This window comes from Kribbella rubisoli (genome assembly GCF_004217145.1).
In the GTDB taxonomy this organism is placed as follows: Bacteria; Actinomycetota; Actinomycetes; order Propionibacteriales; family Kribbellaceae; genus Kribbella; species Kribbella rubisoli.
In genome coordinates, this window is record NZ_SHKR01000013.1 from 741,102 (window position 1) to 755,933 (window position 14,832).

The 14,832-nt window shown below is 68.2% G+C and carries 15 protein-coding genes; 6 read left to right on the plus strand and 9 right to left on the minus strand.

Annotated features, from left to right (window positions below):
• Positions 1-106 precede the first annotated feature (106 nt).
• The 3 genes from EV645_RS23660 to alr are packed head-to-tail and all read right to left on the minus strand — an operon-like array spanning position 107 to position 2,846.
• Positions 107-751 (minus strand): M15 family metallopeptidase, encoded by a 645-nt coding sequence (locus EV645_RS23660; protein ID WP_130446135.1) that lies wholly within the window; start codon positions 749-751, stop codon positions 107-109.
• On the minus strand, positions 748-1,713 hold the full coding sequence (locus EV645_RS23665) for a D-alanine--D-alanine ligase family protein (RefSeq protein WP_130446136.1): 966 nt from the start codon (positions 1,711-1,713) through the stop codon (positions 748-750). Before EV645_RS23665 ends, EV645_RS23660 begins: the two co-directional genes overlap by 4 nt.
• Entirely contained in the window at positions 1,710-2,846 is a 1,137-nt protein-coding gene (gene alr, locus EV645_RS23670) for an alanine racemase (RefSeq protein ID WP_130446137.1), read from the minus strand. Before alr ends, EV645_RS23665 begins: the two co-directional genes overlap by 4 nt.
• 149 nt (positions 2,847-2,995) lie before the next feature.
• Between alr and EV645_RS23675 the strand changes: the two genes are divergently transcribed.
• Positions 2,996-3,532: a CGNR zinc finger domain-containing protein gene (locus EV645_RS23675; RefSeq protein WP_130446138.1), complete on the plus strand. Its 537-nt coding sequence runs from the start codon at positions 2,996-2,998 to the stop codon at positions 3,530-3,532.
• Here the strand turns inward: EV645_RS23675 and EV645_RS23680 are convergent.
• The 3 genes from EV645_RS23680 to EV645_RS23690 form a co-directional block, all read right to left on the minus strand.
• Positions 3,476-4,126 (minus strand): GNAT family N-acetyltransferase, encoded by a 651-nt coding sequence (locus tag EV645_RS23680; protein WP_130446139.1) that lies wholly within the window; start codon positions 4,124-4,126, stop codon positions 3,476-3,478. The two genes, EV645_RS23675 and EV645_RS23680, sit on opposite strands and share 57 nt — an antisense overlap.
• A gap of 36 nt (positions 4,127-4,162) precedes the next feature.
• The gene (locus EV645_RS23685) at positions 4,163-5,308 is read right to left on the minus strand and encodes an ROK family transcriptional regulator (RefSeq protein WP_130446140.1); all 1,146 of its coding nucleotides are present in this window, start codon (positions 5,306-5,308) and stop codon (positions 4,163-4,165) included.
• Positions 5,309-5,559: 251 nt separating this feature from the next.
• A complete protein-coding gene (locus EV645_RS23690) occupies positions 5,560-6,258 on the minus strand; it encodes a GAF and ANTAR domain-containing protein (protein WP_130446141.1) in 699 nt (232 codons plus the stop codon).
• Between the two features lie 738 nt (positions 6,259-6,996).
• On the opposite strand from EV645_RS23690, the gene EV645_RS23700 reads away from it, so the two are divergent.
• From EV645_RS23700 to EV645_RS23715, 4 genes are all read left to right on the plus strand, one after another.
• Positions 6,997-7,434, plus strand: a complete 438-nt coding sequence (locus EV645_RS23700) for a GNAT family N-acetyltransferase (RefSeq protein WP_130446142.1) — start codon at positions 6,997-6,999, stop codon at positions 7,432-7,434.
• Between the two features lie 338 nt (positions 7,435-7,772).
• Positions 7,773-9,659, plus strand: a complete 1,887-nt coding sequence (gene nhaA, locus EV645_RS23705) for a Na+/H+ antiporter NhaA (protein WP_198681798.1) — start codon at positions 7,773-7,775, stop codon at positions 9,657-9,659.
• A gap of 64 nt (positions 9,660-9,723) precedes the next feature.
• The gene (locus EV645_RS23710; RefSeq protein ID WP_130446143.1) at positions 9,724-10,161 is read left to right on the plus strand and encodes a rhodanese-like domain-containing protein; all 438 of its coding nucleotides are present in this window, start codon (positions 9,724-9,726) and stop codon (positions 10,159-10,161) included.
• A gap of 113 nt (positions 10,162-10,274) precedes the next feature.
• Complete coding sequence (locus EV645_RS23715; RefSeq protein WP_198681800.1) at positions 10,275-11,123, plus strand: SAM-dependent methyltransferase; 849 nt, start codon at positions 10,275-10,277, stop codon at positions 11,121-11,123.
• 30 nt (positions 11,124-11,153) lie between these two features.
• On the opposite strand, the gene EV645_RS23720 is transcribed toward EV645_RS23715, so the two are convergent.
• The 3 genes from EV645_RS23720 to EV645_RS23730 are packed head-to-tail and all read right to left on the minus strand — an operon-like array spanning position 11,154 to position 13,327.
• Positions 11,154-11,657 carry a tetratricopeptide repeat protein gene (locus EV645_RS23720; RefSeq protein ID WP_242000598.1) on the minus strand — a complete coding sequence of 168 codons (504 nt, stop codon included), beginning with the start codon at positions 11,655-11,657 and terminating at the stop codon, positions 11,154-11,156.
• A 7-nt stretch (positions 11,658-11,664) separates the two neighbouring features.
• On the minus strand, positions 11,665-12,024 hold the full coding sequence (locus EV645_RS23725) for a DUF1622 domain-containing protein (protein ID WP_242000599.1): 360 nt from the start codon (positions 12,022-12,024) through the stop codon (positions 11,665-11,667).
• A 16-nt stretch (positions 12,025-12,040) separates the two neighbouring features.
• Positions 12,041-13,327, minus strand: coding sequence for an FAD-binding oxidoreductase (locus EV645_RS23730; RefSeq protein WP_130446144.1), 1,287 nt, complete (start codon positions 13,325-13,327; stop codon positions 12,041-12,043).
• Positions 13,328-13,423: 96 nt separating this feature from the next.
• Between EV645_RS23730 and pdxR the strand changes: the two genes are divergently transcribed.
• Positions 13,424-14,824 (plus strand): MocR-like pyridoxine biosynthesis transcription factor PdxR, encoded by a 1,401-nt coding sequence (gene pdxR / locus EV645_RS23735; RefSeq protein ID WP_242000600.1) that lies wholly within the window; start codon positions 13,424-13,426, stop codon positions 14,822-14,824.
• The last annotated feature ends 8 nt before the right edge of the window (positions 14,825-14,832 follow it).

The following is a 14,832-nucleotide window of genomic DNA, read 5'->3' on the forward strand; positions in this document are numbered from 1 at the left end:
TGCTGCCTATCACCTGATAGCCGCCAGCTATCACGCCGCGCGAACTGCAGCTCGACAGGACGTATACGTCCACTGGCCAGGCGCTGTTCGCTCACCTGAGCGCGGATCAGACGTCGATCGACGGACACATCCTGTCGAGCTGCACAGCGGGACCGTAGAGGGCGGCGGGGTGGTTTTCGGTGTGGGCCCAGTAGCGGTCGCCGTAGGACCAGTGCCACCACTCGGTGGGGTAGTTGACTAGGCCGGCGGCGGTGAGTACGTCGGCCAGGAGGGCGCGGTTCGTGCGGGCCTCGCGGCTGATGTTGGTGGCTGCGAAGAAGCAGGCGCCGTTGCTCTGTTCGGGGGTGGAGTCGATCGGGGTGCCCAGGTCGAGTGGGCCGTGGGCGCCTACCAGGGTGAGGTCGACTGCTGCGCCGGCTACGTGGGGCGCGACCTCGACCGGTGACACGAAGCGACTGGCGAGGACGTGCACGTCGTGGTCCGAGATGCCGGGATGGAGCCGCTCCAACTCGGCGCGGTAACCGTCGTAGATCTCCTGCTGGCTCTCGATCGGGCGCAGTCCTTCGACGACATGCAACTGGATGCCAGCCGGCAGAAACGTGTCAGCCAGCGCGAGTCGGTCCGCGACGCTCTCCCGCGCGAACTGGCGACCGGTCGTCGCCACGCCCCGCGTGAACAGCTCGACCAGCGGTTCGCCGTTCTCGATCGCCGGGATGCTGGTGATCCGGTCGTCGCTCAGTAGTACGGTCATCCGCGCGCCACCGCCGTACGGATCAGCGTGTCGACCACCTCGGCGTACGACATCCCGGCCGCGGCCCACATCCGCGGGAACTGCGACGCCGGCGTGAATCCGGGGAACGTGTTGATCTCGTTGACCACCGGCTCTCCATCGCTCGGTACGAAGAAGTCGACCCGAGCGAGCCCCGCACACCCGAGGACCTCGAAGACGTCGATCGCCGTACGCCGCAACCGCCCGGCCAGCTCGGCATCCAGCGGAGCCGGTACGACGAACCGCGTGGCAGCGCTGTCGTACTTCGCGGTGGCGTCGAAGAACGGCTGGTTCGGGTCGGCGTGGATCTCCAACGCCGGCGCGGTCTCGATCCGCCCGTCCGGGAACTCGAGCACGGCCAGGTCGATCTCGCGTCCGACCATCTCGCGCTCCACCAGCACATGCGGATCGAGTACGGCGGCATCCGCGATCGCGGCCAGTAGCGTCGGGAGGTTTGTTGCCCTGGACACCCCGAAACTCGATCCCCCGTTGCCCGGCTTCACGAACAACGGAAAGTCCAGCCCGGCCGCCTTCAGCTTCTGTAGACCTGCTTCGGTGTCGGTCAGCTCGGCTCCGCGCAGCGTCACGCCCGGCGTGACCGCGATTCCGTGCGCTCTCAGGACCGCTTTGGTCAGGTGCTTGTCGAGTCCGACAGCGCTGGCGGCGATTCCGCTGCCGACGTACGGAATGTGCAGCTGCTCGAGGAACCCTTGCAGCCGACCGTCCTCGCCACCCTCGCCGTGCAACGCCGGGATGGTGACGTCGCACGCCTGCAGGATCTCGATCGCCTCATGTTGCCCGTCCACCCAGTTGCCATCAGCATCGATCACCATCGGGATCGCCGTATGGCCGAGGATTTCGACCGCCTTCGCAATCCCCTTGCCGCTGGCAAGCGAAACCTGATGCTCCGGACTCGCCCCGCCCACCACAATCGCGACCTTCATCGGTTGCCCTCCTCGTAGCGACGAGGCACCCGGGACCCGATGCCGCAGTAGATCTCGTGCGGGATGGTGCCCGCCCAGTCAGCCCAATCGGAGGCGGTCGGTTCGCCGGAGGATCCGTCGCCGAAGATCGTTACCAGTTCACCCGGTTCGACCGCGACGTCACCGGCATCGACGACGAACTGGTCCATCGCGATCCGCCCGATCACCGGCATCCGTACGCCGTGGCACAACACACTCGCCTGCCGTACGGCGACCCGCGGAATGCCGTCGGCGTACCCGATCGGGACGAGGCCGATCGTGGTGTCCCGATCCGCCACGAAGTCGTGCCCGTACGAAACCCCTTCGCCGGCGCGGATCCGCCGTACCTGGGTCAGCTTGCTCATCAGCCGCATCGCGGGCCGCAGCCCGAGACCCATCTCGTCGATTCCATAGAGACCCGCACCGATCCGGACCAGGTTGCAATCCGGCGCGTCGAGTGTGATCGCACCGGCCGAGTTCGCCAGGTGTACGACGCCGGGGCGCAGGCCGGCCCGGTGTGCGAGACCCACCCCGGTCCGCAGGAGCTGCAGCTGCCGCGTGCTCTGCACGGCATCGGCGGAGTCGCCGTGCGAGAGATGCGACCAGATCCCGCGGACCGTGACGGCGCCGAGCGCCTCGTAGTGCGCCGCCGTTCGGGTGAGTTCGATCCACTGGTCAGGTGCACTGCCGGCCCGGTGCAGACCGGTGTCCAGCTTGAGGTGCACGTAGTGGACGGATGGGATGGAGACGACCCGCTGCAGTTCGGCGACCGTCGAGACGCTCACGTCGACGTCCACATCGCCGAGCAGCATCAGTTCCGCTGCGTCGTACAACCAGGTCAGGATCGGTACGGTGAGCCCGGCCGCGCGGAGCTGCAACGCCTCGTCGGCGTGCGCGACACCGAGCCAGGTCGCCCCGGCATCGACCGCCGCCCGGGCCACCGGTACGGCGCCGTGCCCGAAGGCGTCGGCCTTGACCACGGCCAGGACGTCCTGCGGCACACGCCGCCGGAACGTCCGGACGTTGTCACGAATGGCGGACAGGTCGACGACGGCCTCCGACAGTCCGGTGATCCCACGTGTCGCCGGGCGGTGGTGGGACTGAACCAGGTACATGTCAGTCATTGTTGTTTCCGGCAACGATCCGCTTCATCGGATCGCGGACGGATGTACGCGGCCGCTGTCTACGACCCTGGTATGACCCACGTCATCCATCTGAATGAACCTGTCCCCGGTCACCGAACTTTCCGGGGGATACTGGAGGAGTGGAGGCCACCGATCACCTGAAGGCGTCGCTGTCCGCGGCGATCGCGCTGGCGAACACTTTCGGATCCGACCCGCGGCAGGGCCGCCCGGCGACGGCCCCCGACGCCGAAGCCGTTCGCGCGGCGCTCCGGCTGACCACCAACCGGGTCCCCGAGATCGACGTCGCCGACTACGCGGCCGGCGCCCCAATCTTGTACGACGCTCTGCGCCGACTGCCGGATGTCGACGGTGCCGTCGACCTGGTGAACGGGTTGCTCCGGGAGACCAAGGCTGCGCCACAACTCGTCCGTCGCGACGGCGCGCCCTGGCACCTGCACTTCGGCAGCCCGGACGAGGCCGCCGGATGGCTGGCCGAGCTCGCTACCGCCGTGGCGATGCTCCTCGGCAGCGACGAGGTCGACCGCCTGCGCCGCTGCGAGGCGGCCCGTTGTGAAGACGTATTCCTCGACTCGACCCGCAACCGCACGCAGCGGTTCTGCTCAACGGCCTGTCAGAACCGCACCAAGGTCGCCGCTCACCGCGCGCGCGTCTCCTGACGCCGTCACCATGGTTGCCTCGGGCAACCAGCCGAGCTTGCGGTAGAGGTGGAATCCGTCGGTGGTCGCCATCAGTAAACCCGTGCTCGCGCCCTGCTCCAGCGCCCGCCGGCTCAACGCCCCCATGATGACGCTGCCGAGGCCGCGCCGCCGGTACGCCGGATCGGTCTGGATGTCATGCATCACTGCATCGTCGCCGACGATTGCCACCATGCCGTGGGCCGCGACCGTGCCGTCGATCAGCACCCGCGCGTACTCCAACGAACCGTCCGACTCGAACTCCGCCGTCGCCAACGGGTGTTCATGCAGGTCGATCGACATCAGCGTCTTCCGCTCCTCGAACGGCCGCGCCCCGGCAGCCGCGAGTCGACGCGCGATCTCGTTACCGGTTTGTGTGGTAACGGTCAGCCAGGTATCCGGGGTCAGCTCGGCCGCGAGCCGGTCCACGGTCTCCGCGTCGTCGCTGCGCGCGAACAGTTCCCGTTCGCGGCCGGGCAAACGCAGTACGGCGGCGTAGGCGTCGTCGTACTCGATCACCGGCTCCAGCCCGCGGCACAGCCGCCAGCCCTCCAGCCATCGCCTCACGATGTCCATGACGGCGAGTGTAACTGTTTATCGCGGATTAGTCAGTTACGTAGTTCCGAGAACGAAGGTCTGGATCGCGACGACCGCGGCGCCGCGGGCCCACTCGCTGAAGTCGGCAGGCTGCAGGACCATCGGTAGCTCCGCGGCCGACGGATGCCGGTCGGCGTGCAGGGCGGCCAGGAGGTCGTCATGTGCGACCTCGGCCAGCCGGACACCTTCACCGCCGAGGACGACGAGTTCGGGCATGGTGAAGTTCGCCGCTGCCGCGATCAGCTTTCCGAGAGCGCGACCGGCGCGGCCGATCACCTCGCGGGCGGCGGGATCACCTTTCGCGGCGAGATCGAGCGCCTCGTCGTACCCGACCGGCCGGCCGATCGCCGTACCGACCTGTTCGGTGATGGCGCCGACGGTCAGCAGGCTGAGCGCACAGCCGCGATGGCCGCGGTCGCAGGTCGGGCCGTCCGGGAGGAGTGGGTGATGACCGATCAGGCCGATGGTGACGTCCGGGCTGTCGACGACCTGGTTGTGGACGACCAGCCCGTACCCGACGCCGGCGCCGATCGTGACCAGTACGAAGCGGTCCGAGTTCCGGCCGGCGCCGAACCAGTGGGTGGCCTCGGTCAGCGAGGTCAGGTCGTTGGTGACCACGATCGGGACGCTGGTGTGCGCCGCGAGGATCTCGCCGAACGGTACGTCGACCCAGTTGAGGTACGGACCCCAGCGGACCTCGGATCCGTCCGCGACGCGGCCGCCGATCGAGACGCCGAGCCCGGTGATCGCCGTACCGCCCGGGACCTGGACCGCGAGCTCGTCCAGGATCTCGAGAACGAGGTCGGCCACCGCGGACGGGGTGGGATCGGTGAGCGGACGCTCGACGCTCGCGATCACGTCTGCCCGCAGAGTCGTGAGTACGCCGATCGCGGAGTCGCCGGTGAGCTTGATGCCGACGAAATGGTGCGCGTTCGCGTCGAGGTCGAGCGGTTGCGACGGGCGGCCGACCCTGGCGTCTGTCGGACCGCCTTCGACCTCGACGAGCAGGCCCGACTCGACCATCGGTTTCGTCAGGCGGGTGAGGCTGCCGGGGGACAGACCGACGCGACGGGAGAGCTCGGCGCGCGACAACGGCCCGTCCAGCAGGATCTCCAACGCCACCTGCCGTGACGGACCGGACAACGGCTGCCAAGCGCCCACTGCGTCAGAGTAGCCGCCGGATCAGCGGACGAGTCGATGGCGCGTTGGGTGAGGGACGCCGGGACGTGACCCGGTCCGCCGTTCTGGCCGCACAAATCCCGGCGTCAAGCTCACCCAATGCCAGTCAGATGTCCACAACCCCTCGAATCGAGTGAACACCGTGGAGGCGCAGTACCCAACTCTCATCGAAGTATGCAACGGATTTCACTCCGCGTTGCCTCGACAACGCTGTCAGAATGCGCCGCGTCCGGTCAGTGCGGGAGCTTCCGGGTATCGATCAGGTGCTGGGCGACGTCGCGGAGCTTGGTGTTGGTGTCCTGCGAGTACCGCTTGAGGATCGCGAAGGCCCGATCGGCGTCCACGTCGAAGCGCTCCATCAGGATGCCCATCGCCTGGCCGACCAGCTTCCGCGCGTCGACCGCCTGCGTCATCGACTCCTCGTGCCGCGCCGACGCCACCGCGACCGACGCGTGCCGCGCGAGAATGTGCGCGACCGCCTCGTCGTCCTCGGTGAACGCGTCCGGGACCGGGCTGTACAACCCCAGTACGCCGACGGTCTGTCGCGTTGCGTCACCGGTTGCGAGCGGTACGTCGAGGACGCTGCGTACGCCCAGCGCCGACACCTTCGCCGCCCACTCGGGCCAACGGTCGTCGGTGGTCGTGTCCCGGATCAGGATCGGAGTGCGGTCGTTGAGCGCAGTGACAAGCGGTCCACTCTCGGTGGTGATCTGCAGCTCGTAGACATCCGCGACGACAGGGTCCGTGACAGCGGCGATCTCCGCCCGCGAACCACGGGTGTACAAGGCCACGCCGGCGTACGTACAACTCAATGCCTGCAGCGCGAACTGCACAACAGCGTCGATCGTCTCCTCGACACCGTCCGCATCGTGCAACTCGATCGCCAGCCGGGCAAACGTATCCGCCGACGTAGCGAAGTCAGGCTCGGTCACAGGGGGCTCCAGGACATGGTCGTGCAACAAGGCACGGCAATCATGCAGCCCACAGCCACCAGAACGTTAGCCAGTCCACCGAAACGAGACCAAGGCCGGAATCCCGGGAGATTATTGGGTACCCCCGCGGTGCAGCGGGCAGCCGACCCAGCGTGCTCGGCGGCCGCTTTCTTCGTCGCTCCGCTCCTCAGCGCACCCGCTCCACACGCACCCCGCCCACCCCCGGGCTCATCGCCCGGAGCATCCCTTCCGGCTAACGCCGGACCTGCGCGCTGCCGCGCGGTCGACCACCCCTGGTCTGGCTGGTCCGCATCTGTTGAGCGGATTGTGGTGAGCCTCCGCGGTGCTAGGCGCGACTCCTTCGTCGCCGTGCTGAGCGCCCGCCCACGGGTTCATAGCCCAGAGACACCTGGCGCGGGGTCACGATTCGTTCGCGTGGTCACACGACGATCACCTACAGCGGAGGGAGACCTTCGACCAACCCACCACCGACGAGCCCCTCACCGAAACCGCCACCTTCGTCAACCAGTAGCCGCGCAGGAGCGCCGAGTCGTGGCAGATGGTTCGCGGCGGGAACGCCCAGTCGTGAGGATTGGCTTGTGAAACGCAGCCGCTTCTCACGACTCGGCGGATTAGTTGCCCTAAGCGCCGGTTGCTCCGTCGAGTTGTTCACGGAGGATGTCGGCGTGGCCGTCGTGGCGGGCCGGGGGGATTCACCAGGGTGTGCAGACTAGGTCGATGTCCGACAACCGAACTCTGATCCGCCCGGCTCGCCTAGACGACGGCGAGCAGGTCTGGCCGCTTGCCCGCGACTTCGCCACCTCGTTCAAGCTCGAGCGTGCTGCATTCGACGCCACCTGGCCACAGCTGGTCGGGGCTCCGCACACGGTTCTGCTCGTTGCGGAGACGGCTGAGCGCGGTGTTGTGGGCTACTTGCTCGGCAACAGCCATCTCACCTTTCTGGCCAACGGCCCCGTCGCGTGGGTTGAGGAGCTCATGGTCGACCAGCAGATGCGACAAGCTGGCATCGGACGCCTTCTGATGGATCAGGCCGAGAACTGGGCCCAGTCCGTAGGTGCCTCCTATCTTGCGCTCGCCAGCCGTCGAGCAGGCGATTTCTACCTCGCCCTCGGGTATGAGGACTCCGCAACCTTCTACAAGAAGACGTTCAACTGAACGACACTCGACCCGGCCACGGCGCCACCTGAGCCGTGTCCGCCAGCGCGAGCGGTCAGCGCGGAAAGTGCCGGCCCGGCCGTGCCAGGCGGCCGGTCGCGCGGGTAGGTGCGGCAGCCCGCCGGCTCCGCAGGTATCCTCGACTCCGGATCCTGCCGCAACTACGGCGCCAGCCGGAAAGACCGGCGGTAGCCGGAGAGGATGCTCCGGGCGATGAGCCCCGGGGGTGGGTGGGGCGGCGCGGAGCACGGCGACGAAGGAGTCGCGTGTAGCACCTCGATGGGCTGTCTTCAGTTACCCCACCTCATTCGCTGGTCGGGCTGGTTACAGTTTCCCGTGTGGCGGACTTGAGTGGTCTGTTCAGTGGGCGGACCAGTTGGCGGCGGGAGGTTGCCGCGCCGATGCGGTCCTTTCTGCGGACCGAAGCGGGGAGTTCTGGCGTACTCGCGGCCGCGATCGTTCTCGCGCTGCTGTGGGCGAACCTCTTCCCGGGTATGTACGACGACCTCTGGCGCACCCATCTGTCGATCGGGCTCGGGGACGACGTACTGAGCCTGGATCTGCGGGAGTGGATCAACAGCGGCCTGATGACGCTGTTCTTCCTGGTGGTCGGGCTGGAGGCGCGTCGGGAGTTCGACCTCGGCGATCTCCGCGATCGCACCCGGTTCATCCTGCCGATGCTCGCTGGGATCGCGGGCATGGTCGCGCCCGTACTGATCTACCTGGCGTTCAACGCGGGCGGACCGGGCTCGCACGGTTGGGGCGTCGCGATGTCCACCGACACCGCCCTCGCCCTCGGCCTGCTTGCGCTGGTCGGTCGCGGCGTACCAGATCGCGTAAGGGTCTTCCTGCTGACCGTCTTCGTCGTCGACGATCTGCTCGCGCTGGTCGTCATTGCGGTCGTCTACAGCGAGGACATCCAGCTGATGCCGCTCGTGCTGGCGATCATCGCGTTCGCGATCGTGCTGGTGCTCTCGCTGTTCCATGTCCGCAGAGCCTGGGTGTACGCCGTCCTCGGCGTCGCCATGTGGGCTGCCCTCCTCAAATCCGGTGTCGACCCGGTCGTGGCAGGACTGGCGATCGGCCTGACCGCGCCGGCGTACTCACCCGGACGAGAAGAGCTCGAGCAGGCGACCGGCCTCTTCCGGCTGTTCCGCGAGCAGCCGACTCCGGAGCTCGCGCGCTCCGCGACCGTCGGCCTGACCACGACGATCTCGCCGAACGAGCGCCTGCAGTACCTTTACCACCCCTGGACCAGCTACCTCATCGTCCCGCTGTTCGGCCTCGCCAATGCCGGCGTGACCATCGACATGGCGTTCCTCGGGCGCGCGTTCACGTCGCCGATCACGCTCGGCATCCTGCTCGGGTACGTCATCGGCAAGCCGGTCGCGGTGACGTCGGTGTCGTGGCTGCTGGAGCGTCTCAGCGCCGGCCGGATCCGGGCCGGTGTCGGCTGGGCCGCGGTGCTCGGCAGCGGGACGATCGCCGGGATCGGGTTCACCGTCTCCTTGCTGATCGCAACGATCGCGTTCGACGGGCCGCAGTTGGCCGAGGCGAAGGTCGGTCTGCTGTCGGCGGTGGTCGTCGCGTCGGCGCTCACCTGGGTGGTGTTCCGCGCGGCCAAACTGCTCTCCCCGCCGAAGAAGGCGTACGCGCTGCTCGGCAACGCGGAGCAGCTGCAGGACCTGACCGACCCGGTCGATCCGGAGCGCGACCACATCCGCGGTCCGAAAAACGCATCGGTGACCCTGGTCGAGTACGGCGACTTCGAGTGCCCGTACTGCGGTCTGGCCGAGCCGATCATCCGCGACGTCATGCAGGACGACGACCTCCGATTCGTCTGGCGGCACCTGCCGCTGTCCGACGTACACCCCAGAGCACAGATCGCCGCCGAGGTGGCTGAGGCGGCGGCCGAGCAAGGCGCGTTCTGGGAGATGCACGACCTGCTGCTCGCGAACCAGGACGACCTGCAGCCGGCTGACCTCATGCGGTACGCACGGGAGCTCGGCCTGGACGCGGACAGGCTCCACGACGATGTGAAGCGCCATGTTGCCGCGGCCCGGGTCGCGCAGGATGTCGAGTCCGCCGACATCAGCGGCGTGTCCGGTACGCCGACGTTCTTCGTGAACGGTCAGCGGCACTACGGCGCGTACGACGTGGAGTCGCTGAAGGCGGCGATCAAGGTGGCGCGGGCGCGGGCCAAGATCACGCAGCATCATGGCTGAATTTTGATGTACTAGGGCATTTCTGCCACTGTTCGCGTACCGCCGGATGGCTGACTCTGGCTGCATGACCAAACAGATCGACCAGGCCGCCGTCGCACACTTCGCGGAGCGGCTGGCGTACGAAACAGACGTGTCGGATGTCGCCTCGGATATCGGCGGCGGGGTGACGGGCTGGGTGCTGATCGACAGCCGCAGTCAGGAGAGCTGGGACCAGGGGCACGTGCCCGGCGCGGTCCACCTGCCGACCAGGGAGATCGCGGCGCGCGCGGCGTCCGTCGTACCTGAAGGTGTGGGTGTCGTGACGTACTGCTGGGGGCCGGGATGCAACGGCGCGACCCGCGCTGCGCTGGAGTTCGCGAAACTGGGATATCCGGTCAAGGAGATGATCGGCGGGTTCGAGTATTGGACGCGTGAAGGGCTGCCGGTAGAGACCGCCGACGGGGTTGATCGCCGGCTACCGGATCCGCTCACCGCGCCACGCGGAGTCGCGTGCGCGTGCTGAAAGCCCTGTGAACGTTGAGGTTTTACACAGATTGAACTCGCCGTGGTGAACCGCTGACTCTCTGTGCGTTACCCTCGTACTGGACGTTAGACGCCTCGACGCGAGGAGACAGTGTGACCGATCAGCCGATGAACGACGGCGGGCTGGTCGCGCACGGGATCGACACCACGCGCCCGAGCGTGGCGCGGGTGTACGACTACGCCCTCGGCGGCAAGGACAACTACGAGTCCGACCGCGCGCTGTACCGGCAGATCATGAAGATCGCGCCGGAGACACCCGTCTGGGCCCGGGCGAACCGGGCCTGGCTCCGCGAGGTGATCACCTGGCTGGCCGACGAGGCCGGCGTACGGCGGTTCATCGACGCGGGCTCCGGCCTGCCGACCGCGGAGAACACCCACCAGATCGCCCAGAAGGTCAACGCCGACGCCTCGGTGATCTACATCGACAACGACCCGTCCGTGGTCGCCCACGGGCGGGCGCTCCTGCTCGACAATGACCGGACGCAGTTCACCGCCGCGGATCTGACCAAGCCCGACGTGGTGCTGGCGGATCCTGCGATCAGGGACCTGCTGGCCGGCGGTGAGCCGGTCGCGCTGGTGATGGCGCTGATGCTGCACCACATCCACGACTACGAGCAGACGCGGGAGATCGCCGCGAAGTACGTCGACGCCCTGCCGCCGGGGTCGTATCTGGCGATCACGCACGCGTGCAACCCGGGCGACGGCGGTCCGGTCGACGTGCTGGTGACCGAGCTGCTCGAGAACGTCAAGGACGCGTTCCCGACCCTGGCGTTCCGTTCGGCCGAGCAGATCTCGTCGCTGTTCGGCGACCTGGAGCTCCTCGAGCCGGGCGTCGTCCCGCTGGGCGAGTGGCACGTCCCCGGCGGTCGCGTCGAGGAGGAGCACCCGGCCGACATCCGCGACGCCATCTACGGCGGAGTCGGCCGCAAGGCCACGAGCTAACCCGGGAGCTGGCCCGCAGCTGATCCGGAGCTAGCCCAGGTTGGCCAGGTAGTCCGCGTTCCCGCGGATCGCGGCCTCGTAGCGCTTGATCTCGGCCGAGTCGACCTTGTCGGCGATCACCAGCAGCAGCGTGGCCAGCGCCTTGTCGTGTTTCCCGGCAGCGTGCAGCGTCAGCGCCTTGAAGACCCGGAGCGAGTCCGATTCCGGATACTCCGCGCACGCGTCCTTGAACACCGCCAGCGACTCGTCGAAGCGGTCGAGGTTGCGCAGCGTGCTGCCGTACTGCAGCAGGCACTTGCGGCGCGTCTCCCCGGTGAGCCCCGGCAGCGCGCGCTCGTAGTACCCGACCGCCTTCTCCTCCTGGCCGGCGGTGTCGTACGACCCACCGACCTCGTAGAGCACGTACGGGTTGTCCGGATGCTCGCTCAGCAGCTTCTCGAAGAAGGCGATCGTCGGGCCCATGTTCGCCCGGTCCCGCTTGGCGAACGCCTCCTCGATCGTCGCAGCCAGCTCCGGCGTCAGATCAGTCGTCACAGCTCCATCATGCCGCGTCGGAGCGGTCGGTCCGCCCTTGCTGCCACGGCCAGGACCCGGAGATCTCCACTTCGAGTGCGAAACTGAGCACCACCCGGATCACCACGATCAGGCCGAGCACCAGCACGCTCTCGACGGAGGTCTCCACGATGATCGTGCGGATGATGTCGCCGACGATCAGGATCTCCAGCCCGAGCAGGATCACCCGGCCCAGATTCACCCGCAGCTGGCTGTAGCTCCCGGCGCCTTTGCGGACCACGTCGTACGCGTACCGGATCAGGACGCCGGCCAGGCCGATGGCCATGATGACCACCCCGGCGCCCTCGATCACCCGGGCCACGTCCGCGAAGACAGACTTGTAGTCCACTCTCCAGAGGTACCAGTCAGGCGGCGCTCTCCGCGCTCGCCTCGCCGGGGCGGATGTTCTGGTTGAGGTGGAAGACGTTCGCCGGGTCGTACGCCGTCTTCAGCGCGACCAGCCGCTCCAGCTTCGCCGGCGGGAACGCGCGCTGGATCGGGTCGCCGTTCAGCGTGTTCATGTACGCCCCGCTCGCGTACGGCGCCAGCGTCGCGGCGTACTCGCGCAGCTGGGTGATCCGTGCCTGATCCTCGTCCGCGTCGTCCCATCGAGTCGCGGTGACGAACTCGAACAACGTTTCCCGGTGGCTGAACGCCGCGTCCCCATCCGGTACGTCGGCGATCGCGCCGCCGTACGCCTGCAGGCTCGCGGACGGGCCCGGCGTACGCAGCAGAGCGCGGATCGCGTCGTCGGGCAGGGACTTGAAGTAGTGCCCCTTCCAGTAGCGCCGGTACCGGTGACCCTGCACGCTGTCGTCGCGGGTCTGCAGCTTCAGGTACGTCGTCTCCTCGACAACCTCATCCACGACCGGGCCGAGCGCGCGGAGCGCCGGCAGCAGGCTGTACCCGCCCTCGCCGACCCACACGTACCCGACCGTCACCGAGTCCGGCTTGATGCTCGCGGTGAAGGTCGCCTCCCGCGGCGCCTGCTCGTTCAGATCGCGCCAACCGCGCAGTACGTGGAAGCCGGCCGATGCCGGGTAGGTCAGCTCGACGATCAGCGCCCGTGTCCCGATCTCGTGCAGCTGGAACTCGAACCGGGTGACGATCCCGAAGTTCCCGCCACCGCCGCGCAGACCCCAGAACAGCTCGGGGTTCTCGTCCGCGGTGGCCCGGACAACCGCACCGTCCGCGGTCACGACCTCGTAGGACACGACGTTGTCGCAGGCCAGTCCGAAGCGCCGGGCGAGCCACCCCATCCCGCCGCCGAGCGTCAGCCCGCCGACGCCGGTGTGCGAGACGTTCCCCGCCGTCGTCGCGAGTCCGTATTCCTGCGCCGCCTTGTCCAGCTCGCCGAGCAGCGCGCCGCCCTGTACCCAGGCACGCTTCTGCGAGGGATCCACATGCACCGCGTTCATCGGCGTCAGGTCGATCATCAGCCCGCCATCGGGGACCGAGAGGCCGGCGATGTTGTGACCGCCGCAGCGGACCGCGATCTCCAGCCCGGCCGCCCGGCCGAACCGCACTGCCTCGACGACATCAGCGGTGCTCGAGCACCGGGCGACCGCGGCCGGACGGCGGTCGATCATTGCGTTCCATACGGTCCGGGCCTCGTCGTAGCCGGCGTCGCCGGTGCGCAGCATCGTGGTCATCGCTCTCAACTCCGTGTCGTTTGATCTGTCGTTTTGGTCTGTCCACAACCCTGACAGCGAAGCGGTACTCCGATAAGGTCCAGTTCCGTGAGCCGAATGAGGACCAGTTCCGGGACGGGTGAACTCCTGGTCGAGCTGCAGCGCGACAACGGCGTACCGCTGCATCAGCAGTTGGAGAGCGGGATCCGGACGCGGATCCGCGCCGGTCTGCTGCGCCCGGACACCGTGATGCCGTCCACGCGGGCGCTCGCGCAGGACCTCGGGCTGTCCCGCGGCGTGGTCGTCGAGGCCTATCAGCAACTCGTCGCCGAGGGGTACCTCGTCAGCCGCGGCGGCGGGTACACGCAGGTCGCGGACATCGCTGTCGTTGAGCCGACCGCCACGCTGAGGTCCGCGAGCGGTCCGCCACGGATCGACTTCCGCTACAGCCGGCCGGACGTCTCGCAGTTCCCCCGCGCCGCGTGGCTCCGATCGATCCGCCGGGTGCTGAACGAGACGCCGTACCGCAGCCTCGCGTACCTCGACGGTCGCGGCACGGTCGAGCTGCGTACGTCGCTCGCCGATTACCTCAACCGGGTCCGCGGTACGGCGGCGCGCCCGGAGAACATGCTGATCTGCAACGGGTTCGCCCAGGGGTCACGGCTGCTGCTACAGGTGCTGGCTGCGCAGGGATACAAGCGGCTGGCCGTCGAGGATCCGTCCGACAACGACCTGCGTGAAGTCGCCGCGGCCGCTGGGCTCGAGGCAATCGGCGTACCGGTGCTCGAATCGGGGGTCGATGTCGATGCGCTCGAGCGGTCGGGCGCGGACGTGGTGCTCGTGACGGCAGCCCATCAGTTCCCGACCGGCGCGGTGACCTCGGCGGAGACGCGGGCGGCGCTGGTTGCCTGGGCTGCTCGGCGTGACGGGCTGGTGATCGAGGACGACTACGACGCGGAGTACCGCTACGACCGCGAGCCGATCGGCGCGATGCAGGGGCTGGCGCCGGAACGCGTCGCGTACGCCGGGACGGCGAGCAAGACGCTTGCGCCCGGGCTCCGGCTGGGGTGGCTGATCCTGCCGGCGTGGCTGGTCGAGCCGATGGCGCACGCGAAGCTGATGGACGATCGCGGGTCGCCGGTCTTCGATCAATTGGCCTTTGCGGATTTCGTCGCGCGGGGTGAGTTCGACCGGCACCTGCGGCGGATGCGGCCGCGGTACCGGCTGCTGCGGGACACACTCGTCGACGAACTGGCGGCGCGGATCCCGGAGCTCGAGCCGGTCGGGGTGTCGGCCGGGCTGCATGTGATGACGTTCCTGCCGCCGGATCTCACCGAGGACGCGGTGCAGACGGCGGCGTCCGAGCGCGGGCTCGGCGTCTACGGACTGGCGCCGTACTGGGTGGCGGGTTCGGGGCCGGCCGGGCTGGTCTTCGGGTACGGATCGCTCAACCAGAAGGAAGTTGTCGAGGGCATCGAACTGCTTGCGGACGCGATCGCGGCGATCCGCGAACGATGAATAAACAT

What these genes read in the sequence shown, in the direction of transcription:
- EV645_RS23660 (WP_130446135.1), bottom strand. Translation starts at nt 751, where the DNA reads ATGACCGTACTACTGAGCGACGACCGGATCACCAGCATCCCGGCGATC.
- EV645_RS23665 (WP_130446136.1), bottom strand. Translation starts at nt 1,713, where the DNA reads ATGAAGGTCGCGATTGTGGTGGGCGGGGCGAGTCCGGAGCATCAGGTT.
- alr (WP_130446137.1), bottom strand. Translation starts at nt 2,846, where the DNA reads ATGTACCTGGTTCAGTCCCACCACCGCCCGGCGACACGTGGGATCACC.
- EV645_RS23680 (WP_130446139.1), bottom strand. Translation starts at nt 4,126, where the DNA reads ATGGACATCGTGAGGCGATGGCTGGAGGGCTGGCGGCTGTGCCGCGGG.
- EV645_RS23700 (WP_130446142.1), top strand. Translation starts at nt 6,997, where the DNA reads ATGTCCGACAACCGAACTCTGATCCGCCCGGCTCGCCTAGACGACGGC.
- EV645_RS23710 (WP_130446143.1), top strand. Translation starts at nt 9,724, where the DNA reads ATGACCAAACAGATCGACCAGGCCGCCGTCGCACACTTCGCGGAGCGG.
- EV645_RS23730 (WP_130446144.1), bottom strand. Translation starts at nt 13,327, where the DNA reads ATGACCACGATGCTGCGCACCGGCGACGCCGGCTACGACGAGGCCCGG.
- pdxR (WP_242000600.1), top strand. Translation starts at nt 13,424, where the DNA reads ATGAGGACCAGTTCCGGGACGGGTGAACTCCTGGTCGAGCTGCAGCGC.